At 35.9% G+C, this 25524-nt stretch carries 20 protein-coding genes, 2 tRNA genes and 3 pseudogenes; 7 read left to right on the plus strand and 18 right to left on the minus strand.

Features of this window, described 5'->3' with window-relative positions; translation table 11 throughout:
- A pseudogene (locus SK642_RS09465) lies at window positions 1–325 on the plus strand (ISL3 family transposase); the annotation flags it as partial.
- A 45-nt stretch (window positions 326–370) separates the two neighbouring features.
- Here the strand turns inward: SK642_RS09465 and pcsB are convergent.
- The 10 genes from pcsB to yfmF all read right to left on the minus strand — a co-directional run bounded on the left by pcsB (window position 371) and on the right by yfmF (window position 9394).
- A complete protein-coding gene (gene pcsB / locus SK642_RS09470; RefSeq protein ID WP_033684555.1) occupies window positions 371–1555 on the minus strand; it encodes a peptidoglycan hydrolase PcsB in 1185 nt (394 codons plus the stop codon).
- A gap of 93 nt (window positions 1556–1648) precedes the next feature.
- The gene (gene mreD, locus SK642_RS09475; RefSeq protein WP_033684556.1) at window positions 1649–2143 is read right to left on the minus strand and encodes a rod shape-determining protein MreD; all 495 of its coding nucleotides are present in this window, start codon (window positions 2141–2143) and stop codon (window positions 1649–1651) included.
- On the minus strand, window positions 2143–2961 hold the full coding sequence (mreC, locus tag SK642_RS09480) for a rod shape-determining protein MreC (protein WP_033684557.1): 819 nt from the start codon (window positions 2959–2961) through the stop codon (window positions 2143–2145). Before mreC ends, mreD begins: the two co-directional genes overlap by 1 nt.
- Before the next feature lie 57 nt (window positions 2962–3018).
- Window positions 3019–3813, minus strand: coding sequence for an energy-coupling factor transporter transmembrane component T family protein (locus tag SK642_RS09485; protein WP_033684558.1), 795 nt, complete (start codon window positions 3811–3813; stop codon window positions 3019–3021).
- A complete protein-coding gene (locus SK642_RS09490) occupies window positions 3806–4645 on the minus strand; it encodes an energy-coupling factor transporter ATPase (protein ID WP_033684559.1) in 840 nt (279 codons plus the stop codon). The genes SK642_RS09485 and SK642_RS09490 overlap by 8 nt, the downstream gene beginning before the upstream one ends.
- Window positions 4630–5457 carry an energy-coupling factor ABC transporter ATP-binding protein gene (locus SK642_RS09495; RefSeq protein ID WP_033684560.1) on the minus strand — a complete coding sequence of 276 codons (828 nt, stop codon included), beginning with the start codon at window positions 5455–5457 and terminating at the stop codon, window positions 4630–4632. Before SK642_RS09495 ends, SK642_RS09490 begins: the two co-directional genes overlap by 16 nt.
- A complete protein-coding gene (gene pgsA, locus SK642_RS09500; protein ID WP_020900979.1) occupies window positions 5454–5999 on the minus strand; it encodes a CDP-diacylglycerol--glycerol-3-phosphate 3-phosphatidyltransferase in 546 nt (181 codons plus the stop codon). The genes SK642_RS09495 and pgsA overlap by 4 nt, the downstream gene beginning before the upstream one ends.
- Before the next feature lie 10 nt (window positions 6000–6009).
- Window positions 6010–6822: a cytoskeleton protein RodZ gene (gene rodZ, locus SK642_RS09505; protein WP_033684561.1), complete on the minus strand. Its 813-nt coding sequence runs from the start codon at window positions 6820–6822 to the stop codon at window positions 6010–6012.
- 41 nt (window positions 6823–6863) lie between these two features.
- A complete protein-coding gene (gene yfmH, locus SK642_RS09510; RefSeq protein WP_033684562.1) occupies window positions 6864–8147 on the minus strand; it encodes an EF-P 5-aminopentanol modification-associated protein YfmH in 1284 nt (427 codons plus the stop codon).
- Window positions 8144–9394 (minus strand): EF-P 5-aminopentanol modification-associated protein YfmF, encoded by a 1251-nt coding sequence (gene yfmF / locus SK642_RS09515; RefSeq protein WP_033684563.1) that lies wholly within the window; start codon window positions 9392–9394, stop codon window positions 8144–8146. The genes yfmH and yfmF overlap by 4 nt, the downstream gene beginning before the upstream one ends.
- A 158-nt stretch (window positions 9395–9552) precedes the next feature.
- Here yfmF and yaaA point away from each other — a divergent pair, with 158 nt between their 5' ends.
- The gene (yaaA, locus tag SK642_RS09520; RefSeq protein ID WP_033684564.1) at window positions 9553–9921 is read left to right on the plus strand and encodes a S4 domain-containing protein YaaA; all 369 of its coding nucleotides are present in this window, start codon (window positions 9553–9555) and stop codon (window positions 9919–9921) included.
- A 2-nt stretch (window positions 9922–9923) separates the two neighbouring features.
- Window positions 9924–11021 (plus strand): DNA replication/repair protein RecF, encoded by a 1098-nt coding sequence (gene recF / locus SK642_RS09525; protein WP_033684565.1) that lies wholly within the window; start codon window positions 9924–9926, stop codon window positions 11019–11021.
- Window positions 11022–11069: 48 nt separating this feature from the next.
- Here the strand turns inward: recF and guaB are convergent, their stop codons facing one another.
- Together guaB and trpS are read right to left on the minus strand one after the other, a co-directional pair.
- Entirely contained in the window at window positions 11070–12548 is a 1479-nt protein-coding gene (gene guaB, locus SK642_RS09530; RefSeq protein ID WP_033684566.1) for an IMP dehydrogenase, read from the minus strand.
- 152 nt (window positions 12549–12700) lie between these two features.
- Complete coding sequence (gene trpS / locus SK642_RS09535) at window positions 12701–13726, minus strand: tryptophan--tRNA ligase (protein WP_000165457.1); 1026 nt, start codon at window positions 13724–13726, stop codon at window positions 12701–12703.
- 205 nt (window positions 13727–13931) lie between these two features.
- Here trpS and SK642_RS09540 point away from each other — a divergent pair, with 205 nt between their 5' ends.
- Window positions 13932–15554, plus strand: coding sequence for an ATP-binding cassette domain-containing protein (locus SK642_RS09540; protein WP_033684567.1), 1623 nt, complete (start codon window positions 13932–13934; stop codon window positions 15552–15554).
- A 61-nt stretch (window positions 15555–15615) separates the two neighbouring features.
- Window positions 15616–18159, plus strand: coding sequence for a YfhO family protein (locus tag SK642_RS09545; protein ID WP_033684568.1), 2544 nt, complete (start codon window positions 15616–15618; stop codon window positions 18157–18159).
- A gap of 71 nt (window positions 18160–18230) precedes the next feature.
- Here SK642_RS09545 and SK642_RS10655 read toward each other — a convergent pair.
- Window positions 18231–19751, minus strand: a pseudogene (locus tag SK642_RS10655) (IS1182 family transposase).
- Between SK642_RS10655 and SK642_RS11230 the strand changes: the two are divergent.
- Window positions 19718–19919: pseudogene (locus SK642_RS11230) on the plus strand (hypothetical protein). The pseudogenes SK642_RS10655 and SK642_RS11230 sit on opposite strands and share 34 nt — an antisense overlap.
- On the opposite strand, the gene SK642_RS09565 reads toward SK642_RS11230, so the two are convergent.
- Window positions 19884–22526, minus strand: coding sequence for a YhgE/Pip domain-containing protein (locus SK642_RS09565; RefSeq protein WP_033684569.1), 2643 nt, complete (start codon window positions 22524–22526; stop codon window positions 19884–19886). The pseudogene SK642_RS11230 and the gene SK642_RS09565 sit on opposite strands and share 36 nt — an antisense overlap.
- A 127-nt stretch (window positions 22527–22653) precedes the next feature.
- Between SK642_RS09565 and SK642_RS09570 the strand changes: the two genes are divergently transcribed.
- Window positions 22654–23196, plus strand: a complete 543-nt coding sequence (locus SK642_RS09570; RefSeq protein WP_033684570.1) for a TetR/AcrR family transcriptional regulator — start codon at window positions 22654–22656, stop codon at window positions 23194–23196.
- Between the two features lie 41 nt (window positions 23197–23237).
- On the opposite strand, the gene SK642_RS09575 is transcribed toward SK642_RS09570, so the two are convergent.
- From SK642_RS09575 to comD, 4 genes are all read right to left on the minus strand, one after another.
- Window positions 23238–23311 (minus strand) — tRNA-Asn (locus tag SK642_RS09575).
- A 5-nt stretch (window positions 23312–23316) separates the two neighbouring features.
- Window positions 23317–23388, minus strand: a tRNA-Glu gene (locus SK642_RS09580).
- 51 nt (window positions 23389–23439) lie between these two features.
- Window positions 23440–24192 carry a competence system response regulator transcription factor ComE gene (gene comE / locus SK642_RS09585; RefSeq protein ID WP_033684571.1) on the minus strand — a complete coding sequence of 251 codons (753 nt, stop codon included), beginning with the start codon at window positions 24190–24192 and terminating at the stop codon, window positions 23440–23442.
- Window positions 24189–25514, minus strand: coding sequence for a competence system sensor histidine kinase ComD (gene comD, locus SK642_RS09590; RefSeq protein ID WP_033684572.1), 1326 nt, complete (start codon window positions 25512–25514; stop codon window positions 24189–24191). The genes comE and comD overlap by 4 nt, the downstream gene beginning before the upstream one ends.
- Window positions 25515–25524 lie beyond the last annotated feature (10 nt).

Consider the following 25524-nt stretch of genomic DNA (forward strand, 5'->3'; position numbering starts at 1 on the left):
CACTACAATGTCTATCAACTCTTGCTTTTTCACTTTCAGAACAAGGAACACGACAAATTTTTTCGGACTCATTGAGAACAATCTTAAGCAGGTTCATCCTCTTTTTCAGACTGTCTTTAAAACCTTCCTCAAGGATAAAGAGAAGATTGTCAACGCTCTTCAATTACACTATTCCAACGCCAAATTAGAAGCGACAAATAATCTCATTAAACTCATCAAACGAAATGCATTTGGATTTCGGAACTTTGAAAACTTCAAAAAACGGATTTTTATCGCTCTGAATATCAAAAAAGAAAGGACAAATTCCGTCCTTTCTCGATCTTAGCTTTTCTTCAACCCACTACAGTTGACAAAGAGCCCGTTTTATTCATTAGTTTGGATAGATGTATGTTACAAAACCTTCTGAAGTTGTAGTAGGATTAAACCAACCACGTTTATTTCCGATTGTACGGTTTCCACCATAGTTTGATTCAGATACTTGGATACTTGTTGATGATGAAACAGCTGTAACTACAGCTACGTGTCCATATCCACCATCATTCCAACATGCAATCGCACCAACTTGAGGTGTAGATCCTGTACGGAAGCCTGCGGCAGCTGCACTTGTAGCCCACTGTGCGCCATTACCCCAGTAGTCTCCAGCCCAAGGTGCCAACGTTTTAGCTCCCCATGTACACTCACCAACTGGATAACTTGACGCATTTGTGCTATATGTTGGATGATGTTTCACTGCTACAGGACTGTAGCTTGAAGATGATTCAGATACTGCTTGAACTTCTGCTGTAAAAGTTGTATTCCCAGAAGCAACAACTGTTTGTTGTTGACTTGCTTGTTTAGCTTTATAAGCAGCTTCTGCTTCTGCAGCTGCTTTAGCTTCTGCTTCCGCTGCAGCTTTTTTCTCAAGTAAACTTGCTTTTTCATCCTCTGCAGTAGCCTTTTCAGCAGCAAGATTCAATTCTGCAGCTTTCAACTCAGCTTGTTTTGTAGTTAATGTTTGAGCATCATCAGCTAGTTTTTGCTGATTTGCAATAACTGTATTGATTGCGTCATTGTTTGCTACTTGTTTCTCAGAAATAGCTTTTTTATCTGCTTTTTGTTGTTCCAACATTTTGTTGTTTGCAGATACGATTTCACTCATTGCAGCTACACGTGAAATAGCTTCTGTAATTGATTTTGAGTTTACAATTGTATTAATGTAGCTAGTTGCAGCTCCATTTGTTTGAGCACTACGGGCTTGTTTTTGCAAAGAATCATTACGAGATACAATATTCTTAGAAAGTTCTGTAATTTCACCCTCAAGCTTTTTAGATTCTGCTTGTAATCTATCATTTTCAGATTGCAAGTTTGATTGCTCTGTTTGAATAGCAGATACTTGCTCCTGAATTTGATCAACTTGTTTTTGAGCTTCTTGTTGTTGTGCTGTTAAATTACTAATTTTATTATCTTGAGCAGCAATTTTGTCATCAGTAGTTTCTGCATGCGCGGTTGTTAAAACAGCAACTTGAGAAACCATTACTGTACTTAGTAAAAGTGACGCTAAGATTTTTTTCTTCATATTACGTAGATACTCCTTCTATTTAAGACAATACTAGTATACCAAAAAAAGACATAATAAATATTACGCCTTTATTACATTTGTATTTCTTTCTCATAGATAAAATTTTTCAAAAATAAACTGAAAAACAATCATCCATATAAGGTTCAAAATCATTGATGGCACTAAACTATAAACTATGAATAAAGACATACTATCCACAGTTAAACCTATCGCTATCGCAAGTATGTAAGCTCCCATTTCAAATAGAAAAGTCATGACAATAATTGCTAACATTCTCGTCCAACGATTCAATAAAATAACACTATTAAATTTATGGAGAAATACCCCCAACAAGACGAACAACAGAGTCGCAATTCCAATCAAGTGGAAAAAGTAAATATCATAAACTAAACCAACTACAAAACAATAAGCTAAATAGAGATATTCTGATACTTCAATCGTCTCAAATAAGAGAAATAAAAACAGAAAATGACTAGCCAACTGTACGTGGGGAAAAAATGAACCCAGAATCTGGCTAATATGGGCGTCAATTAGAACAAAGAAAGGAAGCAATAAAAACACTCCAACCCGTTTCAACTGTCTCATTATGAATTCCCCACTAATTCTATCACATCTACATTATGAGTATCTGCACTCAATTTAACAGTTACTTCTCGTGTCAAATAGTCTGTACTATGCGTTGTGGCAACCACTTCACCAACAGGAATATCAGCAACGTTAAAGTTTCCTAATCCACCAGTGGTCACCTTATCTCCTGCACTAATCTCACTATTACTATTTAATTGGCTAATTTTAAGAACATCATTTTCCTTATCGTAGCCAACAATAATCCCATAAATTGTGGCAGTACCATGTTGAATTTTAACAGAAATCTTATCAGAATTTTCCGTATTTGTCAGAAGGTTGACCATAGTAGAGTTGTCCTCTACTTTTGAAACACTCCCAATCAAGCCACCGTTTGCAATAGCTAACATGTTCTCAGAAGCCCCTTTTGATTTACCTGCATCCAGGGTCAATTCCTGCTTCCAAGATACTGGAGAACGCATAATAACATCTGCTGCTAAAGTCTTTGTAGCTTGCAACTTGGACTTCATATCAAGCAATTGGCGCAATTGTTCATTTTCTGTCTTTAAACTTTCCGCCTCATTTGATTTAACTTCTAATTGGTAAATCTGTTTCTTCAAACTTTCATTTTCATTATATGTTCGTGTCAAATGTGCCAAATCTGATTTGACAGAATCAAACCACTGAAAAGGTTTTTGTACAACTCTATCAACCAATGAGATTCCATCTCCTAATTTTGTCACAATTGTACTTGAATAAGTCGTCGCTAAGAGAGCCGACACAAGCAGAACAATGACAAAAACAATAATGACATATTTTGATTTTTTAAAACGGTTCATATCCCTACCTTTATATCAAAAACTGTTACAGTAACTTTTATCAATTCCTGAAAGCTACTAAGATTTTAAGAAAAATAAGCAACAACCAAGTACGAGAATAACAAGAAGGGTTAGCGTATCCTTTCGAGTCCATTTCAGTTGTCTGTATTGACTTCTACCTTTCCCACCCTGATAACCACGCGCTTCCATGGCGATAGCCAAGGAATCCGCACGTTTTAAACTTGTCGCAAAAAGAGGAATCAAAATAGGAATCATCGCCTTTACTTTTTGAACAATACTTCCTTCTCCAAAATCCACTCCGCGCGCTTTCTGTGCATTCATAATCCGCGTCGTATCATCCATCAAGGTTGGGACAAAACGTAGACTCATGGACAACATCAATCCAATTTCATGAACTGGAACTTTCACACGCTTTAAAGGCGCTAACAAAGCTTCGACAGCTGAGGCCAAACTTAAGGGCATTGTTGTTAAGGTTAACAAAGTTGAAAAGAAAATAATTAATACAAAGCGACAAAAAATAATTCCAGCTTGTTGCAAAGCATAATCTGTGATTCTCACAAACGAAAACTCAAATAAAACATTCCCATTAGAAATGAAAAATAGTTGAAAAATAGTTGTGAAGGCAATCAAGAAAAACATAGACTTCAAGCCCTGAATAAAAAATGAAAGAGATACTCCTGACAAGGCAATAAATATCCCTGTCGCTATAAAAAGAATCAGATTCGTCAAGGAATTATTAGCCCAAAAAACGATCAAAATCAGTAGCATCATAGCCAGTAATTTGCTACGTGGATCCAATCGGTGAACAATCGAATCCCCTGGGATATAACGTCCCAAAATCATACTATCCATTTAGCGACTCCTTGAACTCCTCTATCTTAATCGGTAATCGTTTAAATGACACGCCTCTATCAGCCAATCGTTTACAAAAGGCCGTAATTTTAGGTACTCCCAACTGTACTTCTTCCATAAAGACAACATCTTGAAAGACATCACTCGGTTTACCAAACTTAACTAAACATCCCTTTTCCATCACATAGACTTGGTTCGCATATTCAGCTACATCATCCATCAAATGAGTTACCAAGACAATGGTCATCCCTGACTGGTGGAGTTTTTTGAACAAATTCATCAGCTCTTTTCTTCCCAGGGGATCTAGGCCTGCTGTGGGCTCATCTAAGACTAATATGGCTGGTTCCATGGCAAGTATGCCTGCAATCGCAACACGTCTCATTTGTCCGCCTGATAGCTCAAACGGGCTACGATTAAAAAGTGATTCATCAATTCCAACCAGAGCCAGTTTCTCACGCGCAATCTGCTCCGCATCTTCTTCAGAAACTCCAAAATTTTGCGGTCCAAAAGCAACGTCTTTCAAAACCGTTTCTTCAAAAATCTGATTTTCAGCAAACTGAAATACCAAGCCAACCTGTTTTCTAATTTGACGAATGTCTTTGTTTTTAGAAGTCGAGGTGATTAAGGTATCAAAAACCCGCACACTCCCTTGACTTGGCACCAATAAACCATTTAATAGTTGTAAAATAGTTGATTTGCCACTACCTGTATGCCCAATTAAAGCCGTATAAGAACCATCTTCAATCGTCAAAGAAACATCCGACAAAGCTGTTGAAGCTAAGGGAGTCCCTTCTTGATACGTAAAACTCACATTTTCTAGAGCAATTCCCATAGCTTATCCTCTAGCTCACTTTCTGTCAAATAATTTTCAGGTAAATCATAGCCATTCTGACTCAGAGAATATTTTAATTGATTGGCAAAAGGATCGTCTAATCCAATTTGATCTAAATCATTTCGAGAGAAAAGCTCCCTTGGACTACTGGTTGATTCAATTTCCCCTCTTTTCATGACCAATACGCGATCACTCATGGCAACTTCTTCCAAATCATGTGTAATGGAAATGACCGTCATATCATAGTCTTTTCGAATTCCTTTTACTGTCTCAATCAGTTCTCTACGACCCTCAGGATCTAACATACTCGTTGCTTCATCTAGGATTAAAATAGCTGGTCTTAGAGCTACAACACCTGCAATGGCCACACGTTGCTTTTGTCCACCTGATAGACGCGCTGGCTCTCTCTTTTTAAAGTCCAACATGCCAACCAAATCCAGAGCTTCTTCCACTCTCTTTTTCATTTCTTGACGAGAAAGACCCTGATTTTCCAAACCAAAGGCTACATCATCTTCAACAGTCGCTCCAACAAATTGATTGTCTGGATTTTGAAAAACCATACCGATTTGACGACGTATATTCCAAATATTTTCCTCAGTCAGCCGTTGGCCATCGATTACAATCTCTCCAGATTCTGCTTCCAGTAAACCATCAATTAACCGTACAGTCGTTGATTTACCACTACCATTATGCCCTACAATAGAGAGCCATTCTCCACGTTTCACGTGAAACGTAATATCCTTCACATCATAGTATTCCTGACTTTCCTTATAGCGAAAAGAAAGATTTTTTACATCAATTATTGATTTCATTTCGAACCAAATGTCCCTTTAAATACATAGGCACTACCCTTGAAATAATCATAGCCAGAGTAGATAGTGAAAAACAAAGCTACATAAAGTAGGACTTGTCCAATCAAAGTCCAATGTAATAGCAAGAAAATAATCGCAAACATCTGACTGAAAGTTTTAATTTTTCCAGGCATTGCTGCTGCTAAAACTGTTCCACCAGTTTCAACCAATAAAAGCCTCAAACCTGTCACAGCCAACTCACGACAGATAATCACTGCAACAATCCAAGCTGGAGCCATACCTAACTCAATCAGCATAATAAAAGCCGACATAACTAGTAACTTATCCGCCATAGGATCTGCAAATTTACCAAAATTACTAACCACATTCCATTTGCGAGCTAAATATCCATCTAAGTAGTCTGTAATACTAGCAATAGCAAAGATAATAGCTGCCACTATATGACTCTCTATCGAATTTCCTACTGTTAAAATAAAGATAAAAATAGGTATAAAGAGAATTCGACCTATTGTTAAGAGATTTGGAATTTGTTCTTTTTTCATTCGTTTTTCCTTAATTTTTAGTAAAGGTTACAGCAATTTTTCCAGTCTGAGCTGTTAATTTCGATAAATCAACAGTCTGATTATCTACTGTTAAAGAGACACCTTTGACAACACCTAATGTAATGGTCACAGAATTTTTTGTTGAAACTGTTGTTTCCGCACTTTTCTTCTCTGGAGATAAGGTCACACCACCCTCAAGCTCACTTTCTGAAACACTAACCCAACTTCTAGCATCTGAGACTGATAATTGTAATTTTGCAGTTTCCTTGCTCGTTTTATAAGCAACTTCTACTCGATTTCCTTCACCCGATACCATTATAGCTGGTTCAATATTCGAAGAACTACTTGAGGATTGAGTTACAGAACTAGTCGAGCTTGTTTCTTGGACTACACTATAACTAGACGCAGATGAACGCTCCGGTTGAGTCTGGACATAATTCCAAACATAATAAGTCACAAAAATTACAATCGATAGTGCAAAGAGTATAAAATAAAATAAAGGTAAAAATGATGTCTTATTTTTCTTACTTGAACGTCTCCTGCCTGTTAAATCGTCTTCGTCAACATCTACTTCCTCATAAGTAATCATGCTCCCAGAATCATAGGCATCCAAGACAATTCTCTCATCTAGCTCAACTGCCCACGCATATTTTCGCAAAAAAGAACGAGTATAAAATGGACTAGGAAGTTGATCAAAATCATCAGCTTCCATCGCTTCCAACATATCCAACTGAATTTCTGTTTTTTTATGTAATTCTTCTAAAGTCAACCCTTGGTTGGTTCTAGCTAAACGTAAAACCTCACCAATTGTTTTTTTCCTCATACTTGTCATTCCTTCTTTCTAGTATCAATTATGATAGGTTGCTATGATGGAAATATTGTAAAATCAACTATATCACCATCATCTATTAAATGATGTCCAGCATCAATAACATCCTCTAAAGTGATTTCCTGTAAAATTTTTGGTAAATCAAAAATTGTCTCACCATGTTCAAAAGCATCATATTGCGTTGCAATAAATTCAAGAGAGTTCATGCTACTGAAAAATTCTCCAAACATCTCTCTTTTGATAATATCTAAATGATCCTCTGTAATATCTAAATCCTTTGTAAAATTACGAATAGCCTTCCTAAACTGATGAGATAAAGCAACTGGCTCTTTTGTGTCCATTGTCAACATAACAAAATGAAAACGACTTGTTACTTCAATTTCAAGAGATAAGGAAGCATCTATCTTACCTGATTCATATAATTTTTGAAAACGATCCGAAGTCCAACCAAACATCATTGCAAACAATAATTTTAATAAAATATGATGTCGATAGCAATCTGCCCCAGCAACTTCTCGCTTACCTCTAATCCCAATCGCTAGTTTGGGAGAAGATACTTCCATTCTCATACTGTCTGTTTGTTTTACATCTTGTAAAAGCAACTTTTCTCTTACTACTTCCTTAATATCTGAATCTTTCAATTCTTTGCTTTCAAAATAGTCCTGTACTTGCTCCACATCAAAATTACCAACTAAAAACAGAGACATATTTACAGGCTTGTAAAACCTTGTGAAATTTTCTTGCAAATTAGTTAGATTGATTTGGGAAATGGACTCCTCACTTCCAACTATATCAGTTGCTAAAGGTGTACCAGGATACAAATTCGCTAAAGTTAAAAAGAATAAACACGAATCTGGATCATCTTGATACATTTCTCGTTCTTGCTGGATAATATCCTGCTCTCTCAGAATGGAATCTTCAGTAAAATGTGCCGATGTTACCAATTCATCAAGTAAATCTAAATTCTCTAATAGATAATCCGTCGATGAAAAAAGATAGTTTGTCTTTGTAAAGCTTGTAAAAGCATTACTATCTGCACCTAGACTCGTAAAAGCCGACATCAAATCGCTAGAATCTTCTCTCTCAAATAATTTATGCTCAAGAAAATGAGCAATTCCCGCAGGATATTGTTTTACATCTCCGTCAACTTCTGTGACAAGCGTATCTACCGAGCCAAACTGTACAGTTACACTCCCGTAAACCTCTTTAAATTCCTTTTTAGGTAGAAGAGCTACTGTCAATCCATTTGACAAACGAGTTCGATAAACCATTTCTTTTACAGCTGGATAGTATTTTTCTTCAAAAACAACCTTTGTCATTCTATTCCTTCCATAAAGTAAATCGCCTGTAGTTTCACATTATTAGCTGCTCTACAAATAGCATCTTTGTCAATTTGTTCAAGTTTTTCAATCCAACTTTTAAAATCTGCTGAAGATTTTCCAAGTAAGGCATTTTGATAAGCACGTTCAATCAATGAACTTTGATTATCTTGAGAAAGTAACAAAGACCGACGAATCATTTCCTTGGTCTGCTCTAACTCAAGCTCTGTAAAATAACCTTTTTTTAAATCAAGCAGTTGATTATTCATCATTTTACGAGCCTGGTTCCGATTTTCTCGATCGATACCAGCATACATCCTCAAGAATCCACTAAATAAATCGAGCTGACTTGAAATAGTATAAGCTAATCCAGCATTTTCACGGACATTTGTAAATAGTTTAGAATGAGCAAATCCACCAAGTAAACCATTCATTACAATCATGGGTAAATGTTGCTCATCTCCATATTCAGAAGGGCAATGATAACCCAACTCTAAAATAGATTGTCCCACATTTTTCCGAACCATGCCTTCCTGAAGGATATTGGAATAAGGTTGACAATACTGAACCTTCACATTACCTTCTCGACCTATAAAACCAAATGATTCTAATACATTTAGAATTTCAACCTCATTAAAATCACCCAGGAAAAAGAAATCTATTCGATTATTGGCCAAAAATTCTTGGAAACAAGAATAAGAACTTTGTGGAGTTTCAGCTAAAATACGATTTCGTAAATCACTGTATTCCAATTGGAGACGTTCATCATGAAAAAATAATTTATCTAATTCTTTATGTGCGAAATAAAAAGAATCATCCATATCAGCTGCTAAACTTGCTAGCAATTGTTTTTTCTCAATTTCAAATAAGGCCGAATCAAAGCCATTATCAACTACTACGGGTGAAAAAAGAGTTTCTTTTACAAGTTCCAAAACCTGAGAAGTTAGCACATTTTTCCTACTTAAAAACTCATCACGAACATAAGTAAATGTCAATTCTACAATGTGACTTTGCCCTCTTCTGAAACAATTGGTTGACATATCTGTACCGTATAGACTGGCCAAGTGTCTTCTCAAAGCTTGAGAAGTAGGATACATCTGGTTAGCAGTCTCTAGCATACTCGCACTCAACATGCGACCTGCAATCGTATCAAGAGATAATGGAGCGGTAAAACGCACGGTGATTTTGTTTGTTTTAAACTTCTTTGATTGGATAAAATGTGTTGAAATTCCATGCACTAACTCCATGATTTACCTCCTTATATACAGACTTCTATTATATCACGAAAACCTGAAATTTTCTTGTTCCCTGTAACAGTTTTGAAATAAAAATCGCTTACATTTCTCCCTGTTTCTCTCACTATTTTTAAGAAAATATGGTATAATACCAAAGATTGAGGTGAATTATGGAATACAAATTATTTGAAGAATTTATTACCCTCCAAGCACTACTCAAAGAACTTGGAATTACACATAGCGGAGGAGCTATCAAATCATTTCTCTCTGAACATTCTGTTTACTTTAATGGGGAATTAGAGAGTCGTCGTGGTAAAAAACTTCGCATTGGTGATAAAATTGACATACCTGACATGAACATTGACATCTTATTGACACAACCTACTTCTGAAGAACAAGAGGAATACAAAGCTGATAAAGTTGAAAAAGAACGAATCGCTAAACTTGTAAAAGAGATGAATAAGGAAGTTAAAAAAGACAAATCGAAACCTACTTCAGCACCTAAAAACAAACAAGCTCCGCGATTCCCTGGTAGATAATCATGTGGCTACAAAACATATCTCTCAAAACTTTTCGTAATTATAAAGAAACAAAAATAGACTTCAATCCTAAATTAAACGTCTTTTTAGGACGCAATGCACAAGGTAAAACAAATATGTTAGAGGCCATCTATTTTTTAGCCTTAACGCGTAGTCATCGAACTCGAACAGATAAAAATCTCATTCATTTTGATGAGGAACAACTTCATCTTTCAGGTCTCGTTCAGAAAAAAACTGGATCCATTCCCCTAGAAATCGAACTAACACAAAAAGGCCGTGTTACAAAAGTTAATCATTTAAAACAGGCACGACTTTCAGATTATGTCGGACACATGAATGTTGTCTTATTTGCTCCTGAAGATTTACAACTAATTAAAGGAGCACCTTCAGTTAGACGAAAATTCATTGATATGGAGCTTGGACAAATGAAGCCCATCTATCTATCAGACTTAACCAATTATAACCACATCCTAAAACAAAGAAACACTTATCTAAAATCAGCTCAAAAAATAGATGAAACCTTCCTTTCAGTCTTAGATGATCAGCTAATTGATTATGGATGTCGTGTAATGAATCACCGCTTAGATTTCATAAAAAAACTAGAATCATTTGGTCGTAAGAAACATTTTGAACTCTCTAATCAGATTGAAGAGTTATCAATATCCTATCAATCCTCTGTCAAGATAACTGACAAAGAAGACTTATCAGAATCTTTCAAAATTGCTTTAGAAAAAAGTAGGTCCAGAGATTTATTTAAAAAGAACACTGGCGTCGGTCCTCATCGAGATGATATTTCTTTTTATATAAATGGGATGGACGCTAGTTTTGGAAGTCAAGGCCAACATCGTAGTCTCGTCCTCTCTATAAAATTAGCAGAAATCGAGTTAATGGAAAGTATTACTACAGAATCTCCGATATTATTGCTTGACGATGTTATGAGTGAACTTGACAACACTAGACAATTAAAATTATTAGAAACGATTTCTCATTCAATCCAAACTTTTATTACAACAACAAGCTTAGATCATCTTCAAAATCTACCAGAAAATCTAAGTATTTTCACTATTCAAGATGGTCAAGTTATTGTAAATGAAACTTGACAACTTTGTAAAAGAACTCCTGTTTTTCAGGAGTTCTTTTTATTTCTTTTACATAGAATAATTTGGTGCTTCATTAGTAATTTGTACATCATGAGGATGACTTTCTTTCAAACCAGCACCAGACATTTCGATAAATTGAGCATTATCATGCAACTCTTTAAGGTTAGCTGCACCACAATAACCCATACCAGAGCGAATCCCACCAATCATTTGGAAGACAATATCAGCTGCCGCTCCTTTATAAGCAACACGACCTTCAATTCCTTCTGGAACGAGTTTGTTTGCTTCATTGACAGAACCTTGGAAGTAACGATCGCTTGAACCTTTCTTCATTGCTGCGATTGATCCCATACCACGGTAAGTCTTGAACTTACGTCCTTGGAAGATTTCAGTTTCTCCTGGAGCTTCATCAGTTCCAGCAAACATTGATCCAAGCATAACTGCATTTCCACCAGCAGCAAGAGCTTTTACAATATCTCCAGAATACTTTATTCCACCATCAGCAATGATTGTTTTTCCATATTCACGCGCAACAGCTGCAGCATCATAGATAGCTGTTACTTGTGGAACACCAACACCAGCAATCACACGAGTAGTACAGATAGAACCTGGTCCAATCCCAACCTTGACAACGTCCACGCCTGCTTCGTAAAGTGCGCGCGCTCCCTCAGCAGTAGCAATATTTCCAGCAATCAAAGTACGATCTGGGAAGTGAGCGCGAATCTCAGCAATTTTACGCAAGACACCTGCAGAATGACCATGTGCAGTATCAATAACAATCGCATCCGCTCCTGCCTCAAAAAGTGCCTCTGCACGTTCAAATGTATCTGAAGTAACACCTACTGCACCTGCAACTAGAAGACGACCAAACTCATCTTTAGCAGCATTTGGAAATTCAATAACTTTTTCAATATCTTTTATAGTAATCAAACCAGAAAGACGACCTTCTTCATCTACCAAAGGAAGTTTTTCAATACGGTGTTCTTGAAGAATACTCTCAGCAGTTGCAAGATCTGTACCCACAGGAGCAGTAACAAGATTTTCACTAGTCATATGATTTGAGATTGGTTGGTTATAGTCTGAAATAAAACGAAGATCTCGGTTTGTCAAAATACCAACCAATTTACGATTTTCAAGTGTTTCAACAACTGGAACACCACTGATGCGGTAACGACCCATAAGCTCATCTGCTTCAGCAATTGTGTGTTCAGGCGTCAAGAAGAAGGGATCAATAATAACTCCATTTTCAGAACGTTTTACCTTACGAACCTCTTCTGCTTGTTGAGCAATTGGCATGTTTTTATGGATAACTCCGAGACCGCCTGCACGAGCAATAGCAATGGCCATTTGACTCTCTGTTACTGTGTCCATAGCAGCGGTAATAATTGGGATATTTAAAGTCAAATTATCTGCCAATTTAGTTGTTAAATCTGCATCGTTAGGCAACACATGACTTTCAGCTGGAATAAGCAATACATCATCAAAGGTAAAACCTTTTTTCAAAAATTTAGTGTCCCAATTAGACATTCGAAGTTTCCTCTTTTCTTTATTTTTGAGCTTGACTCTTTTTATATTGTATCTATCATACCATTCTATAAAAATTTGTCAAATGTTACAGGGGTAAATAAAAAACTATCTTTTCTTTGAGATAGAAATGATAGTTTCTTGTAAAAATAAACTTAGTTAAAGTAATGAAGTCCCATTGCTCCTTTAACCTCAGATAGGGTTTGACCTGCAACTTCACGCGCTCTTTCACTACCTTTTTGAAGCATATTATAAACTTCTCCCATATCCTTAGCGAATTCGATACGGCGCTCACGAATAGGACCCAGTTCACGTTCTAATATTTCAAGTAGATAACGTTTGGTTTTCACATCACCAAGACCACCTCGTTGATAATGTTCTTTCATGTCAGCAATTTCTTGAGCATCTTCTGGACGACCAAAAACATCTAGGTAATGGAAAACCATATTTCCTTCAATCTTACCTGGATCCTCAACGCGGATATGATCTGGATCTGTATACATACTCATTACTTTTTTACGCAAAGTATCCGCATCATCAGCTAAATAAATACCGTTATTAAGTGATTTAGACATTTTAGCATTTCCATCTAAACCAGGCAAACGCCCTGCTCTCTCATTTTCTGGATAAATACCTTCTGGTTCCACCAAAACATCACAGTTATATGCATTGTTAAAAGAACGAACAATTTCACGGGTTTGTTCAATCATTGGTTTCTGATCTGTCCCAACAGGAACATAATTGGCCTTAAAGGCTGTGATGTCAGCTGCTTGTGCAATTGGATAAACCAAAAATCCTGTTGGAATGCTTTCTCCAAATCCTTTTTGAGCAATCTCTGTCTTGACAGTTGGATTTCGCTCCAGACGTGCTAATGAAACTAGATTCATATAGTACATAGATAGTTCAGCCAGCTCTGGAATCTGGCTTTGAATAAAGATAGTCGATTTACTTGGGTCCAATCCAACTGCAAGGTAATCCAAAGCCACATTTCCAATAGACTCTACAATGGTTTGAGGATCTTTGGCGTGATCTGTCAAGGCTTGTTGGTCAGCCAAGAACACAAACATGTCATACTTATCCTCTTCCTGTAATAATACTCGATTTTTGAGACTTCCAACATAATGTCCAATATGCAACTTCCCTGTTGGACGGTCTCCTGTTAAAATAATGGGTTTAGTCATTTTGTTCTCCTTCGATATAGTCCCTTCAATTATAGCATTTTTTTAATGAAATAACCGCAATTTATCAAAATAAATCGACCTTGCTATTTATGTTTTTGTGTAAAGGGAATTGTAAATATAATTTACACAAAATTGACAGATAAAAATTTGAATATTTCCGTATTTTCTAGTAGAATAAATATATTACACATATAGGAGAAAAACATTGCTTACAGTATCTGATGTTTCACTACGTTTTAGTGATCGCAAACTTTTTGATGATGTCAATATCAAATTTACAGAAGGAAATACCTATGGATTAATCGGTGCTAATGGTGCCGGAAAATCAACCTTTTTAAAAATTTTAGCTGGAGATATCGAACCTACTACTGGTCACATCTCTCTTGGTCCAGATGAACGTCTCTCTGTTCTTCGTCAAAATCACTTTGACTATGAAGATGAACGTGCTATTGATGTCGTTATCATGGGAAATGAAAAACTTTATAGCATCATGAAGGAAAAAGATGCTATCTACATGAAGGAAGATTTCTCAGATGAGGATGGAGTGCGTGCTGCCGAACTTGAAGGTGAGTTTGCCGAGCTTGGAGGCTGGGAAGCAGAAAGTGAAGCCTCTCAACTACTTCAAAACCTAAACATTCCAGAAGAATTCCACTACCAAAATATGAGCGAATTGGCTAATGGTGAGAAAGTAAAGGTTCTCCTCGCCAAAGCACTTTTTGGTAAACCAGATGTTCTTCTTTTGGACGAGCCGACCAATGGTTTGGATATCCAATCTATTACTTGGCTAGAAGACTTCTTGATTGATTTTGATAACACCGTTATCGTAGTATCCCACGACCGTCACTTCTTGAATAAAGTATGTACCCACATGGCCGACCTTGACTTCGGAAAAATCAAACTCTATGTCGGAAACTATGACTTCTGGAAGGAATCTTCTGAACTCGCTGCTAAATTGCTAGCAGACCGTAATGCCAAAGCAGAAGAAAAAATTAAACAATTACAAGAGTTCGTTGCTCGTTTCTCTGCTAATGCTTCTAAGTCAAGACAAGCAACATCACGTAAAAAAATGCTTGATAAGATTGAACTAGAAGAGATTGTACCATCTAGTCGTAAATATCCATTTATCAACTTTAAAGCTGAGCGTGAAATTGGTAATGATCTCTTGACAGTAGAAAATCTAACTGTAAAGATTGATGGTGAAACTATTTTAGATAATATCAGTTTCATCTTGCGTCCAGGTGATAAGACAGCTCTTATTGGACAAAATGACATCCAAACGACTGCATTAATTCGTGCAATCATGGGAGATATTGACTATGAAGGAACTGTCAAGTGGGGAGTTACAACTAGTCAATCTTACCTTCCAAAAGATAACTCAGCTGATTTCGCAGGGGGAGAATCAATTCTTGACTGGTTGCGTCAATTCGCAAGTAAAGAAGAAGATGATAATACTTTCCTACGCGGTTTCCTTGGCCGTATGCTCTTCTCTGGAGATGAGGTTAACAAACCTGTCAACGTCTTGTCAGGGGGAGAAAAAGTCCGTGTCATGCTTTCAAAACTCATGCTCTTGAAATCAAATGTCCTTGTCCTCGATGATCCAACCAATCACTTAGACTTGGAATCTATCTCAAGCTTGAATGATGGATTGAAAAACTTTAAAGAATCAATCATCTTTGCCAGCCATGACCACGAGTTTATTCAAACTCTAGCCAACCATATCATTGTCTTGTCAAAAAATGGCGTCATTGACCGTATCGATGAAACCTATGATGAATTCCTAGAAAATGCAGAAGTACAAGCAAAAGTTAAAGAACTTTGGAAAGACTAAATAAAACTTCAAAACTCAGTTGGGTTAACCAGCTGAGTTTTCTAACATTTTATGAGGTAACATGAAATTATTTTTTAAAACATATTGGACCTATTTTGTTTCTTTCATCATTCCTGTATTGATTATGACAGGAGTATACCTATCTCAAGGTATCTACTGGAATAGTGACAACTCTCCTCTATTAGGAGATGGCTTTCATCAATACGTTATTTTTGATATAACTTTACGAAATATCCTACATGGAAATGGTAGTTTGTTTTACACCTTTACAAGTGGCCTCGGATTGAATTTCTATGCCCTATCTAGTTATTACTTGGGTAGTTTCCTTTCACCTCTGGTTTACTTTTTTAATCTATCGAGTATGCCTGATGCTGTTTATCTGACAACTCTCTTAAAATTTGGATTGATTGGTCTGTCAACTTACTTTAGTTTAAATAAATTATTTCAATCGATTCCTAAGCCTTTAAAACTAGCCTTATCCACTTCTTACGCTCTGATGAGTTTCACTGTCAGTCAATTAGAGATAAAAACCTGGCTAGACGTTTTTATCTTGATTCCTTTAATTATAACTGGTTTACACCTACTTATAACTGAAAAGAAATTCTCATTATACTTTACAAGCCTGTCAATATTATTTATCCAAAACTATTATTTTGGCTATATGACAGCATTGTTTCTTATTTTCTGGTATATCTGTCAAATTTCTTGGGACTTTAAAACTCGAAAATCATCTTTTCTTGATTTCATAATCACCTCCTTTTTAGCTGGTATAGCTAGCTTGATTGTGACTCTTCCCACTCTGTTTGATTTACAGACACATGGGGAAAAATTAACTGAAGTTACAAAGTTTCAAACTGAAAGTAGCTGGTATCTTGATCTCTTTGCTAAGCAATTCATTGGTTCCTTTGACACAACAAAGTATGGGGCTATCCCAATGATTTTTGTTGGACTACTTCCCTTTATTTTGACCATTTTATTTTTTACGCTGAAATCTATTAAGTTTCACGTGAAACTGATCTATGCAATCTTCTTTATATTTCTAATTGCAAGCTTTTATATAGAAGCGCTTGATTTATTTTGGCAAGGCATGCATACTCCAAACATGTTTTTACATCGCTATGCTTGGATTTTCTCTACCTTGTTAATTTACACAGCAGCTGAAGTCTTAAATCGTCTGAAAGAAATTAAAATCTGGAATTTTTTAGTTTCGCTTCTTCTTATAGTAACAGGATTTTTAGCTACCATCTATCTAAAATCACATTATTCTTTTTTAACAGATTTGAATATTCTACTGACTCTTGAATTTTTGATTGTCTATTCTCTTTTACTCCTTGCAGTTATCAAAAAGTTTATCTCTGTAAATCTATTTGCCATTCTAATCTCTTTATTTATAATGGTTGAAATAAGTTTAAATGCTTCATCTCAAATAGACGGAATTGCTAAGGAATGGGGATTTGCTTCTCGAAGTGCATATAGTAGAGATATCCCAGCTATGGAATCTTTCTCAACATATATTGAGGATCCATTTACTCGTACTGAGAAACTACAAACTCAGACAGGAAATGACAGTATGAAATTTAACTACAATGGAATCTCTCAATTTTCATCTGTTCGAAATCGTTCAGCAAGCTCTACTTTGGATAAACTTGGATTTAAATCCTCTGGGACTAATCTCAATCTCCGCTATGCAAATAATAGTATTTTGGCTGATAGTTTATTTGGTATCCAGTACAATATCTCAGACAGTCCTATTGATAAGTATGGATTCCAAGATGTATATCAAAAAGATAATCTCACCCTATATGAAAATCAATACTCTCTTCCGATTGCCTTTGCTAGTCAATCTGTTTACAATGATGTCAAGTTCACTGAACACACTCTAGATAATCAGGCCTCGTTTTTAAATCAACTTGCTGACGTCAATTTTGATTATTTTTCTCCAATCCCCTATGAAAAAACAGAGAATACTGATGATTTAACTAGTGTTACAAGTTCTTCAAATGAGGATGCAGCAATCCAATATCAAATTGAAGTGCCAGAAAACAGCCAAGTTTATCTTTCTTTCACAAACCTTCACTTTTCTAATGATAAACAAAAGAAAGTTGACATCCTTGTCAATGGGGAAAAGAAAACTTTTACAACTGATAATGTCTTCTCCTTCTTTAATCTAGGCTATACAAAAGAGAAAAAAACTTTCAATATTAATGTTAGTTTCCCTGGAAATTCACAAGTATCATTTGAATCTCCTACCTTCTATCGTTTAGATACCAAAACTTTCACCGAGGCAATTCAAAAAATTAAAGAGCAACCTGTCACAGTATCAACTTCTAAAAATAAGGTCTTTGCTACATATGATATCAAACAAGATACATCCATTTTCTTCACCATTCCTTATGACAAAGGCTGGTCTGCCTACCAAGATGGTAAAAAAATAGAAATTAAACAAGCTCAAACTGGTTTTATAAAAGTTGACGTTCCTAAGGGAAAAGGAACTATTACACTTTCCTTTATTCCTAATGGGTTTGTTGTTGGAGCAATCTGTTCCTTTACTTCTCTTTTACTATTTGGGATCTATAATCACAAACGAAAGTCATCTAAGACATAAAAAGAGCCTGGGACAAAATAGTTCTCAGCCACAAAAAAGCTAGAGATTTCCAATAGCAGAACTCTAGCTTTTTAATTTTGAGTCGTTCTCTTATTGTATTTTAGGAGGTTATTGGCCATAAGTACCAATCCCATGTCAATTCTCACTTGACGCTTCCCTCTCAGATTACATCTCTTGTACCCCAAACAAGCCTTTATCTGCCCAAAGACAGGTTCCACATCAATCTTGCGTTGAGCGAAAATCTGTCTACCCTCGGGAGATAAAAGCGCCTGGCATTCTTTCGTTTTTAAGTGCTGATAGCGTTCGTTCATATACAGTCCCTTTTGAGGGGCTGATTCAGGTTCATCTGCGTAGTAAACCTTGATTTCCTGTTGAAAGTCCGTCTGTGTTTTCTGATGTTTGATATGGTGAAAACGATAGCACCAACCATTAGGATGTGTGTAGCTATCCTCCTTGTCATTATAGTGCCAATTCGCTAAGTTTTTAGCTGATTGTTTATACCCTCTCTTTTGTTCCTTATCAAACATGGCATATTTAATCAGATGGTTTACCTGCTTTTCATCTAAACGAAGGAGGTTCTCTTCACTTCCATATCCAGCATCTGCGACAACTGTCTTCAAGTCATGCGGATAGGTTTCAAGGAATGGCAGAAGAGTCTTGGTATCTGTCGGATTTGCAAAGACATCATAGTGAAGAACAAATTGGTTTTCAGTAGCGATCTGAAGATTATATGCAGCCTTGAGTTGGCCATTTTTCATATGGTCTTCTTTCATTCTCATAAAAGTGGCATCTGGATCGGTTTTGGAAAAGCTGTTGCGACCTTCAAATGTCTCCTGATAACTCTCATATTTTTCAGCACGTACTGAAAAATCCTCCTTGACTTTACGCAAGACTTTCTTGAGTTTACGACGTTGGGTTTTACGTTTATCCTTTCCTTTAACGGGTGTCTCCTCAATGTCCTAGTTCAGTTTTTCCAATTCTTCTTCAAGGACTTGAGCGAATTCAAGCAACTGCTCTGAGGAGATAGGCTCTTGTGTATCCAGTTCGATAGCTTGATGGATAAGGGGAGTGATTTCTTCTTGAAAATAGACCTGTATCTGTTCTTGAAGTTTGACAGAAAACTTGTCCGTTGCTTTCTTCCACACGAAACTATACTTGTTGGCATTGGCTTCAATCTTAGTCCCATCAATAAACAAGCAATCTAAGGTCACTAACTCTTCCATTTTTAAACGAAGATTGAGGTCGATGAAAAGATTGCGAATGAGTTCTTCCATCTCTTCAGCGACACGAAAACGATTGATGGTGCGGTAGCTGACAACCAACTGTCCTGTTAGGTACTGCATAGCCAGATTTTCAACCATCATTTTTTCAATTTTTCGACCAGAGAAAATCCCTTGTGAATAGGCAAATAGAAGAGCAGATACAAGCATTTTAGGGTGATAAGACGGGCGACCAAAGGCATGATAGAAGGCGTGGAAATGACAATCCTCCAAGGTATTCACCACTTTTTCAATAGTAAAGACGAGATGGTCTTGTGGCAAGAAAGAACTGATTTCTAGTGGTAAAGTTGTTTGATTTGTGTTATAGTGAATATGTATGAGATAGCCTTTCTAAATGGTTTATTAAGCAATTCTATTTTACCAAGACTATCGTAACCATGCAAAAAAGCAACGGCAAATCCGTTGCTTTTTTTTGGAGATAAGGGACTATTGTCCCAGACTCTTTTAATCTTCTTCCATTTTCTTAGGTTGATAGGCTAGCATACCTAAACCAGTAAATAGGGCTAATATCACAGCTAGGAAAATGACTTGATGATGAATATTTCCTGTCATAGAGATTGTTTGTCGTAATCCAGAAACTGAATAACTCATTGGCAACCAAGGATTAATAGCTCTAAAGAAATCATTTGTCAAGGCAAGTGGATAAGTACCAGCACTTGATGCTAACTGTAATAAAAGCAAAATAAGAGAGAAGAAAGCTCCTATACGGCTATTCCATGTTGTTAAAGCGGTCACCATGGACATGAATGCTAAACTTGTTAGGATAATGAGAATAAATGTTCTCATTTCATGATTAGCAGTTAAACCAATAAGATGAACTCCTCCATATACCAAAATTCCTGCTAAAACAGCTATAATACCATTTATTTCAGCTCGAGACTTCAACCAAGCCCAACGGCTCTCTGGATGACGTCCTGAAGGCAATTTCGCAAAGATCATATTCGTTGATATTGCTGCAACAAAAAGAGCAACTGATATCATATACGGAGCCATTGCGATTCCATTTACAGAAACTTGGTCATTGTCTGTTTTGGAAAGATTGAGTGGATTTGACAAAATCTCTGCATTTTTAGATTCCGTTGATGCTGATTTAAGTTGATCACTAGCATTACTTAATCCTTGTCCCAAAGAAACAACTCCTATCTGTAAACCTTCCAATCCAGAAGTTAACTTTGTTCCACCTTCTGCTAGTTTCCCAGCTCCATCTGCCAATTTATTAGCTCCGCTTTCTAATTGAGAAGCACCTGAAATTAACTGACTGGATTTGTCTGCTAATTGACCAGATCCTGATTGTAATTTATCAACTCCTGCCATTAATTCTTGACTCTTTTGATTCAATTGGTTAGAGCCAGTTGATAATTTTTCAATACCAGATACTAATTCTGGAGTTCTTTCAACTAATTGACCAACTCCTGCTGTCAAGCTAGAAGATTTTTGTGTCAAGGTATTTGAGCCTGAAACTAGTTGATCCAAACTACCTGTCAAGGTGGAATTCTTTTCACTTAGTTGACTTGCGCCCTGAGAAACTTTATCAACACCTGCAGTATATGCATTTACACCTGATGCAATCGACTGACTAGCAGGAACTAATTTACTCGTCACTGCTCCCTGTATTTCTGTTAATCCACTTGACAATTCTGTCAAAGAAGTAGAAGCAATAGGTAATACTTGATTAGCTTGATTTTTTAACGTCGAAAGATTTGAAGATTGATTTTGTAAGTTTTCTAAACTTCCCTGTAAACCTTGTACTAAAGCTATAATTGACTGAGCCGATTGAATACTATCAGTCGAATTTTGAGATACAGAAGCGCTTATCTCAGCTTGTTGCTCACTTGTCAATGATTGATAAACTGCTGTTGATTGAATATTGGCTAATGTAGTTGCTTTTTCAGACTGAGCACTTGCTAACATTTGATTAGAAAGAGAAACTATACTTGATAAAACAGAAGACAATTGTTTTGTATCTCCAACATCAATATTTTGAATAGCTTGATTTAACTGATTTAGACCAGAAGATAATTGATTAATTTGATCTTTTTGCCCAGATGAAGCATCTAACTTACTAGAAAGTTGTTGAATCCCTTCACTTAATTGCTCCACACCCATTCGAAGTGTAGCTGATTGACTAGATAACTGATTCGCACCTGTTGCAAGATTTCCCACTCCATTTGTATAGGCACTAACACCAGATGAAAATTGGTTAAGACCAGTATTAAGCTGAGAAACACCTCCAGTATAGGCCTCTACACCAGTATATAACTGATTGATTCCCCCTACTAATTCAGGACTTTTAGAAGCTAATTGACCTAATCCGCTATCTAATTTACTCACTGCACCAGTATATGTAACCAAACCACTATTAAAAGTCCCTAAGCCAAGATGAAGTTGTTCAACACCAGAAACATAAGCAGATAATCCTTTAGTAAACTGCTCCGTTCCATTTGAAAATGTTAAACTTGAATCTGCTAAAGAGTGCAGGTTGGTAGTTAATGTTTGACTTCCTGTCACTAATTGATTCGCTCCATCAGTTAATTTTTTACTACCAGAAGCTGCTTGACTCATACCATCTTTTAATTCGACCATCTTGTTAAATAAAGCTTTAGTATAGGTCTCAGTTACATTTGTAGACACATTCTGCTTTAATTGTGTCATCGCAGAATCGCTCATCTTGCTAGCAATAAAACTATGACCACTTGAAGTCTGATAATCGATTTGCATTTGCTCTGGATGATTCGTTAAAATAGAAGCTGCTTTTTCAGATAAATCACTTGGTAAAGTCACTACCATATAGTAATCGCCATCTTCCAATCCCTTATTTCCTTCCTCTTCATCTACAAAATGAAAATCCAAGGTTTTATTTTCTTTTAAATTGGACACCATGTCTTTTCCTATAGCCATGGTATTACCGTTATAGGAAGCTTCTTTATCATGATTGACAACTGCCACAGGTAAATCAGATAACTGACCATATGGATCCCACATTGATGACAAAAATATGATATTGTACAGAGCTGGAATAAGAGAAATCCCTATCATAACAATAATAAAGGTTGGTTTTTTAAAAATTGCTTTCCATTCTTTAAACATATCTTCTCCTTTTTTAAACATATTGTCTAAAATTTTGATATAATAGATTATACATTAAAAAATCTAAATTACAAGATAAAAAATCCATTTTTAGACAGATAGTCTAATTTGTTTACAAGGAGGAAATATGCAAGAAAGTAACAAACGCTTAAAAACAAAGCGAACTATTGAAAATGCTATGGTACAACTACTGATGGAACAACCATTTGATCAAATTTCTACTGTCAAGTTAGCAGACAAAGCCGGAATTAGTCGTTCCAGCTTCTATACTCACTATAAGGATAAGTATGATATGATTGAGCACTATCAAAGCAAGCTATTCCATACATTTGAATATATTTTTCAAAAACATGCTCATCACAAAAGAGACGCTATTTTAGAAGTATTTGAATATCTAGAATCAGAACCACTTCTGGCTGCCCTTCTTTCTGAAAATGGGACTAAAGAAATCCAAAATTTCTTACGAAATAAACTTCATATCATGCTTAGTACGGATTTACAAAAACGCTTTATGCAACTAAATCTCAATACCACTGAATTAGAATATAGTAGCATCTATCTAACTCATGCACTTTTTGGTGTCTGTCAAACTTGGATTGCACATGGAAAAAAAGAAAGTCCTCAAGAAATAACAGACTTCCTTATGAAGATGCTTGGTGATGCAAATTGATATAAAAAGAGGAACACAGTTGTGTTCCTCTTTTATCTATACTCCGCCAGTAGGACTCGAACCTACGACATCATGATTAACAGTCATGCGCTACTACCAACTGAGCTATGGCGGATAAAATAGTCCGTACGGGATTCGAACCCGTGTTACCGCCGTGAAAAGGCGGTGTCTTAACCCCTTGACCAACGGACCTTCTATCTGTAGCAGATATAACCATTATATCAATTTCTTACTAATTGTCAATCACTTTTTAGATTTTTTCTCTAGAATATCTTTCAATTTTCTAATTTTTAACCTTGAAATAGGACAGCGATGGTCTTCATAGAAAACGACTTCTAGATTCTTTCGGTCAATTTCTCTGATATTGCCTATATTTACCAAAAATGACTTATGAGGAGAATAAAATCGTTGGGTATGTTTGTCCTTTTCCTGAATATCTGTCATGGTACCATAAAACTCTTTGGCAAAATTCTTACCAATAATGCGTAATTTATGAGAGACACCTGTCGTTTCAATATACAAAATATCATGGTAAGGAATTTTTAAATCATTTCCCTTGTAATTGTAATCAAAATAATCTACAACATCTTCATTTTCAAGTAACATACTCTTCGTGTAGAAGATATTTTGCTCAATTCTCTTCTTAAACATCTCATCATTGATATCCTTATCAACAAAATCTAGGGCTGATACCTGGTATTTATAGGTCAGAGTCGCAAACTCTGATCGACTGGTGATAAAGACGATAATAGCGTAAGGATTGTAATGACGAATGAGTTGAGCCACTTCAAATCCCTTTTTCTCAATTCCATGAATATCGATATCTAGAAAATAAAGCTGATTTACTTCATCGTTTTCAATGTATTCTTCAAATTCACGGACTTTTCCCGTTGTCTTGTATGATATTGGAATATTCGATTCTTTCGAAATTTCATCCAATATTCTCTCTAGTCTCACTTGATGTTCAATAACATCCTCTAAAATTAAAACTTTCATTCAAATTCCCTCTTAAATCTAATGATTTGTCTAAATGTACTGCCTTCCATCTCTGTTTCTAAAATAATATTGTTGTACTTATCTAGTAGTTCTTTCACATTATTTAATCCTACTCCGCGATTTCTTCCCTTAGTGGAGAATCCTAAAGCAAATAGATCTCCTGAAGGAGCCATCGTCATTTTACATGAATTCTGAATCACAATAACTGTTTCAGTTTCCATCTTAATAACTGCTACTTCCATTTGCTTTTTATAGCTATCAGCCGATCCTTCGACAGCATTGTTCAATAAAACGCTCATGATACGAACCAAATCCAATAGTTCAATTGGGAGCTTAGTAATAGTATCTTTTACTTCCAATGTAAACTCTACACCATTATTTCGAGCATAGACAATGGACTGAGCAATCAAACTTCGTAAAGCTGAATCTTCTATGTTGTTCAAATCAAAGTAAGTGTACTTATCTGAACGCAGTTTATGATTAGCTTTAACCAAAACTTCATTGTAAACTCTGTCAATTTCCTGTAAATCACCACTGTCAATTGCCATCTGCATGCTGACAAGCATTCCAGCATAGTCATGTCGAAAACCACGAATTTCATTATACAGTCCGACAATTTCATCTGTGTAATTTTGTAAATGTTTCTGTTCAAATTTCTTCTGCTTCAAAGCAATCTCTTTCTCCTTTTGTTCTTTATAAGAATTCATTGCAAATAATGTCAAAAATAGAGAGATAAAGACGATAGATGACAAAATACTTCCAAAACTATTCAAATGTTTAATCGTACTTACCATATCTGAAACAAAAGATGCAATATGTAGCAGTAGTAAGGCAAAAAATACTTTTTTCAAGAAAGGATAGAGATAGTCCTTGTCAAAATAGGTTAGTTCTAAATGGAAATAACGAATGATTGTTACGATAACGACATAAGTCAACACCGTTACAACTAAAAAGAATAGGTCATAATATTGTAAAACAAAATTGTCTCCTGTTATAGAGGAAAAAGTTACAGACAGAAAGGTATGAGTGCTCTCATATAAAAGAGATAGTAGTAAACTTAGGAATAGTCCTCTATCCCTCTCATACTGTTTAATCCATTTAAAATAGGAATATAGCATCAAAGGAAATAAAAATGTTACAATCCCTAATTCATCTAAATGTAGAAGATAAAAGGGAAGGCTAAGTACTATTTCTACTAGTAATGTATAAGCACCAAAAACGTATAGTTCCTTTGTTTTTATTTTACCTTTGCAAATTAAACTGTAACTGTGACTAATAATAAAAAAATATAATATAAAATCTACTACTAAGAAAAAATTCATTCTAACACTC

Origin of the sequence: Streptococcus mitis (assembly GCF_000722705.1) — a bacterium.
Classification (GTDB): Bacteria; Bacillota; Bacilli; order Lactobacillales; family Streptococcaceae; genus Streptococcus; species Streptococcus mitis_P.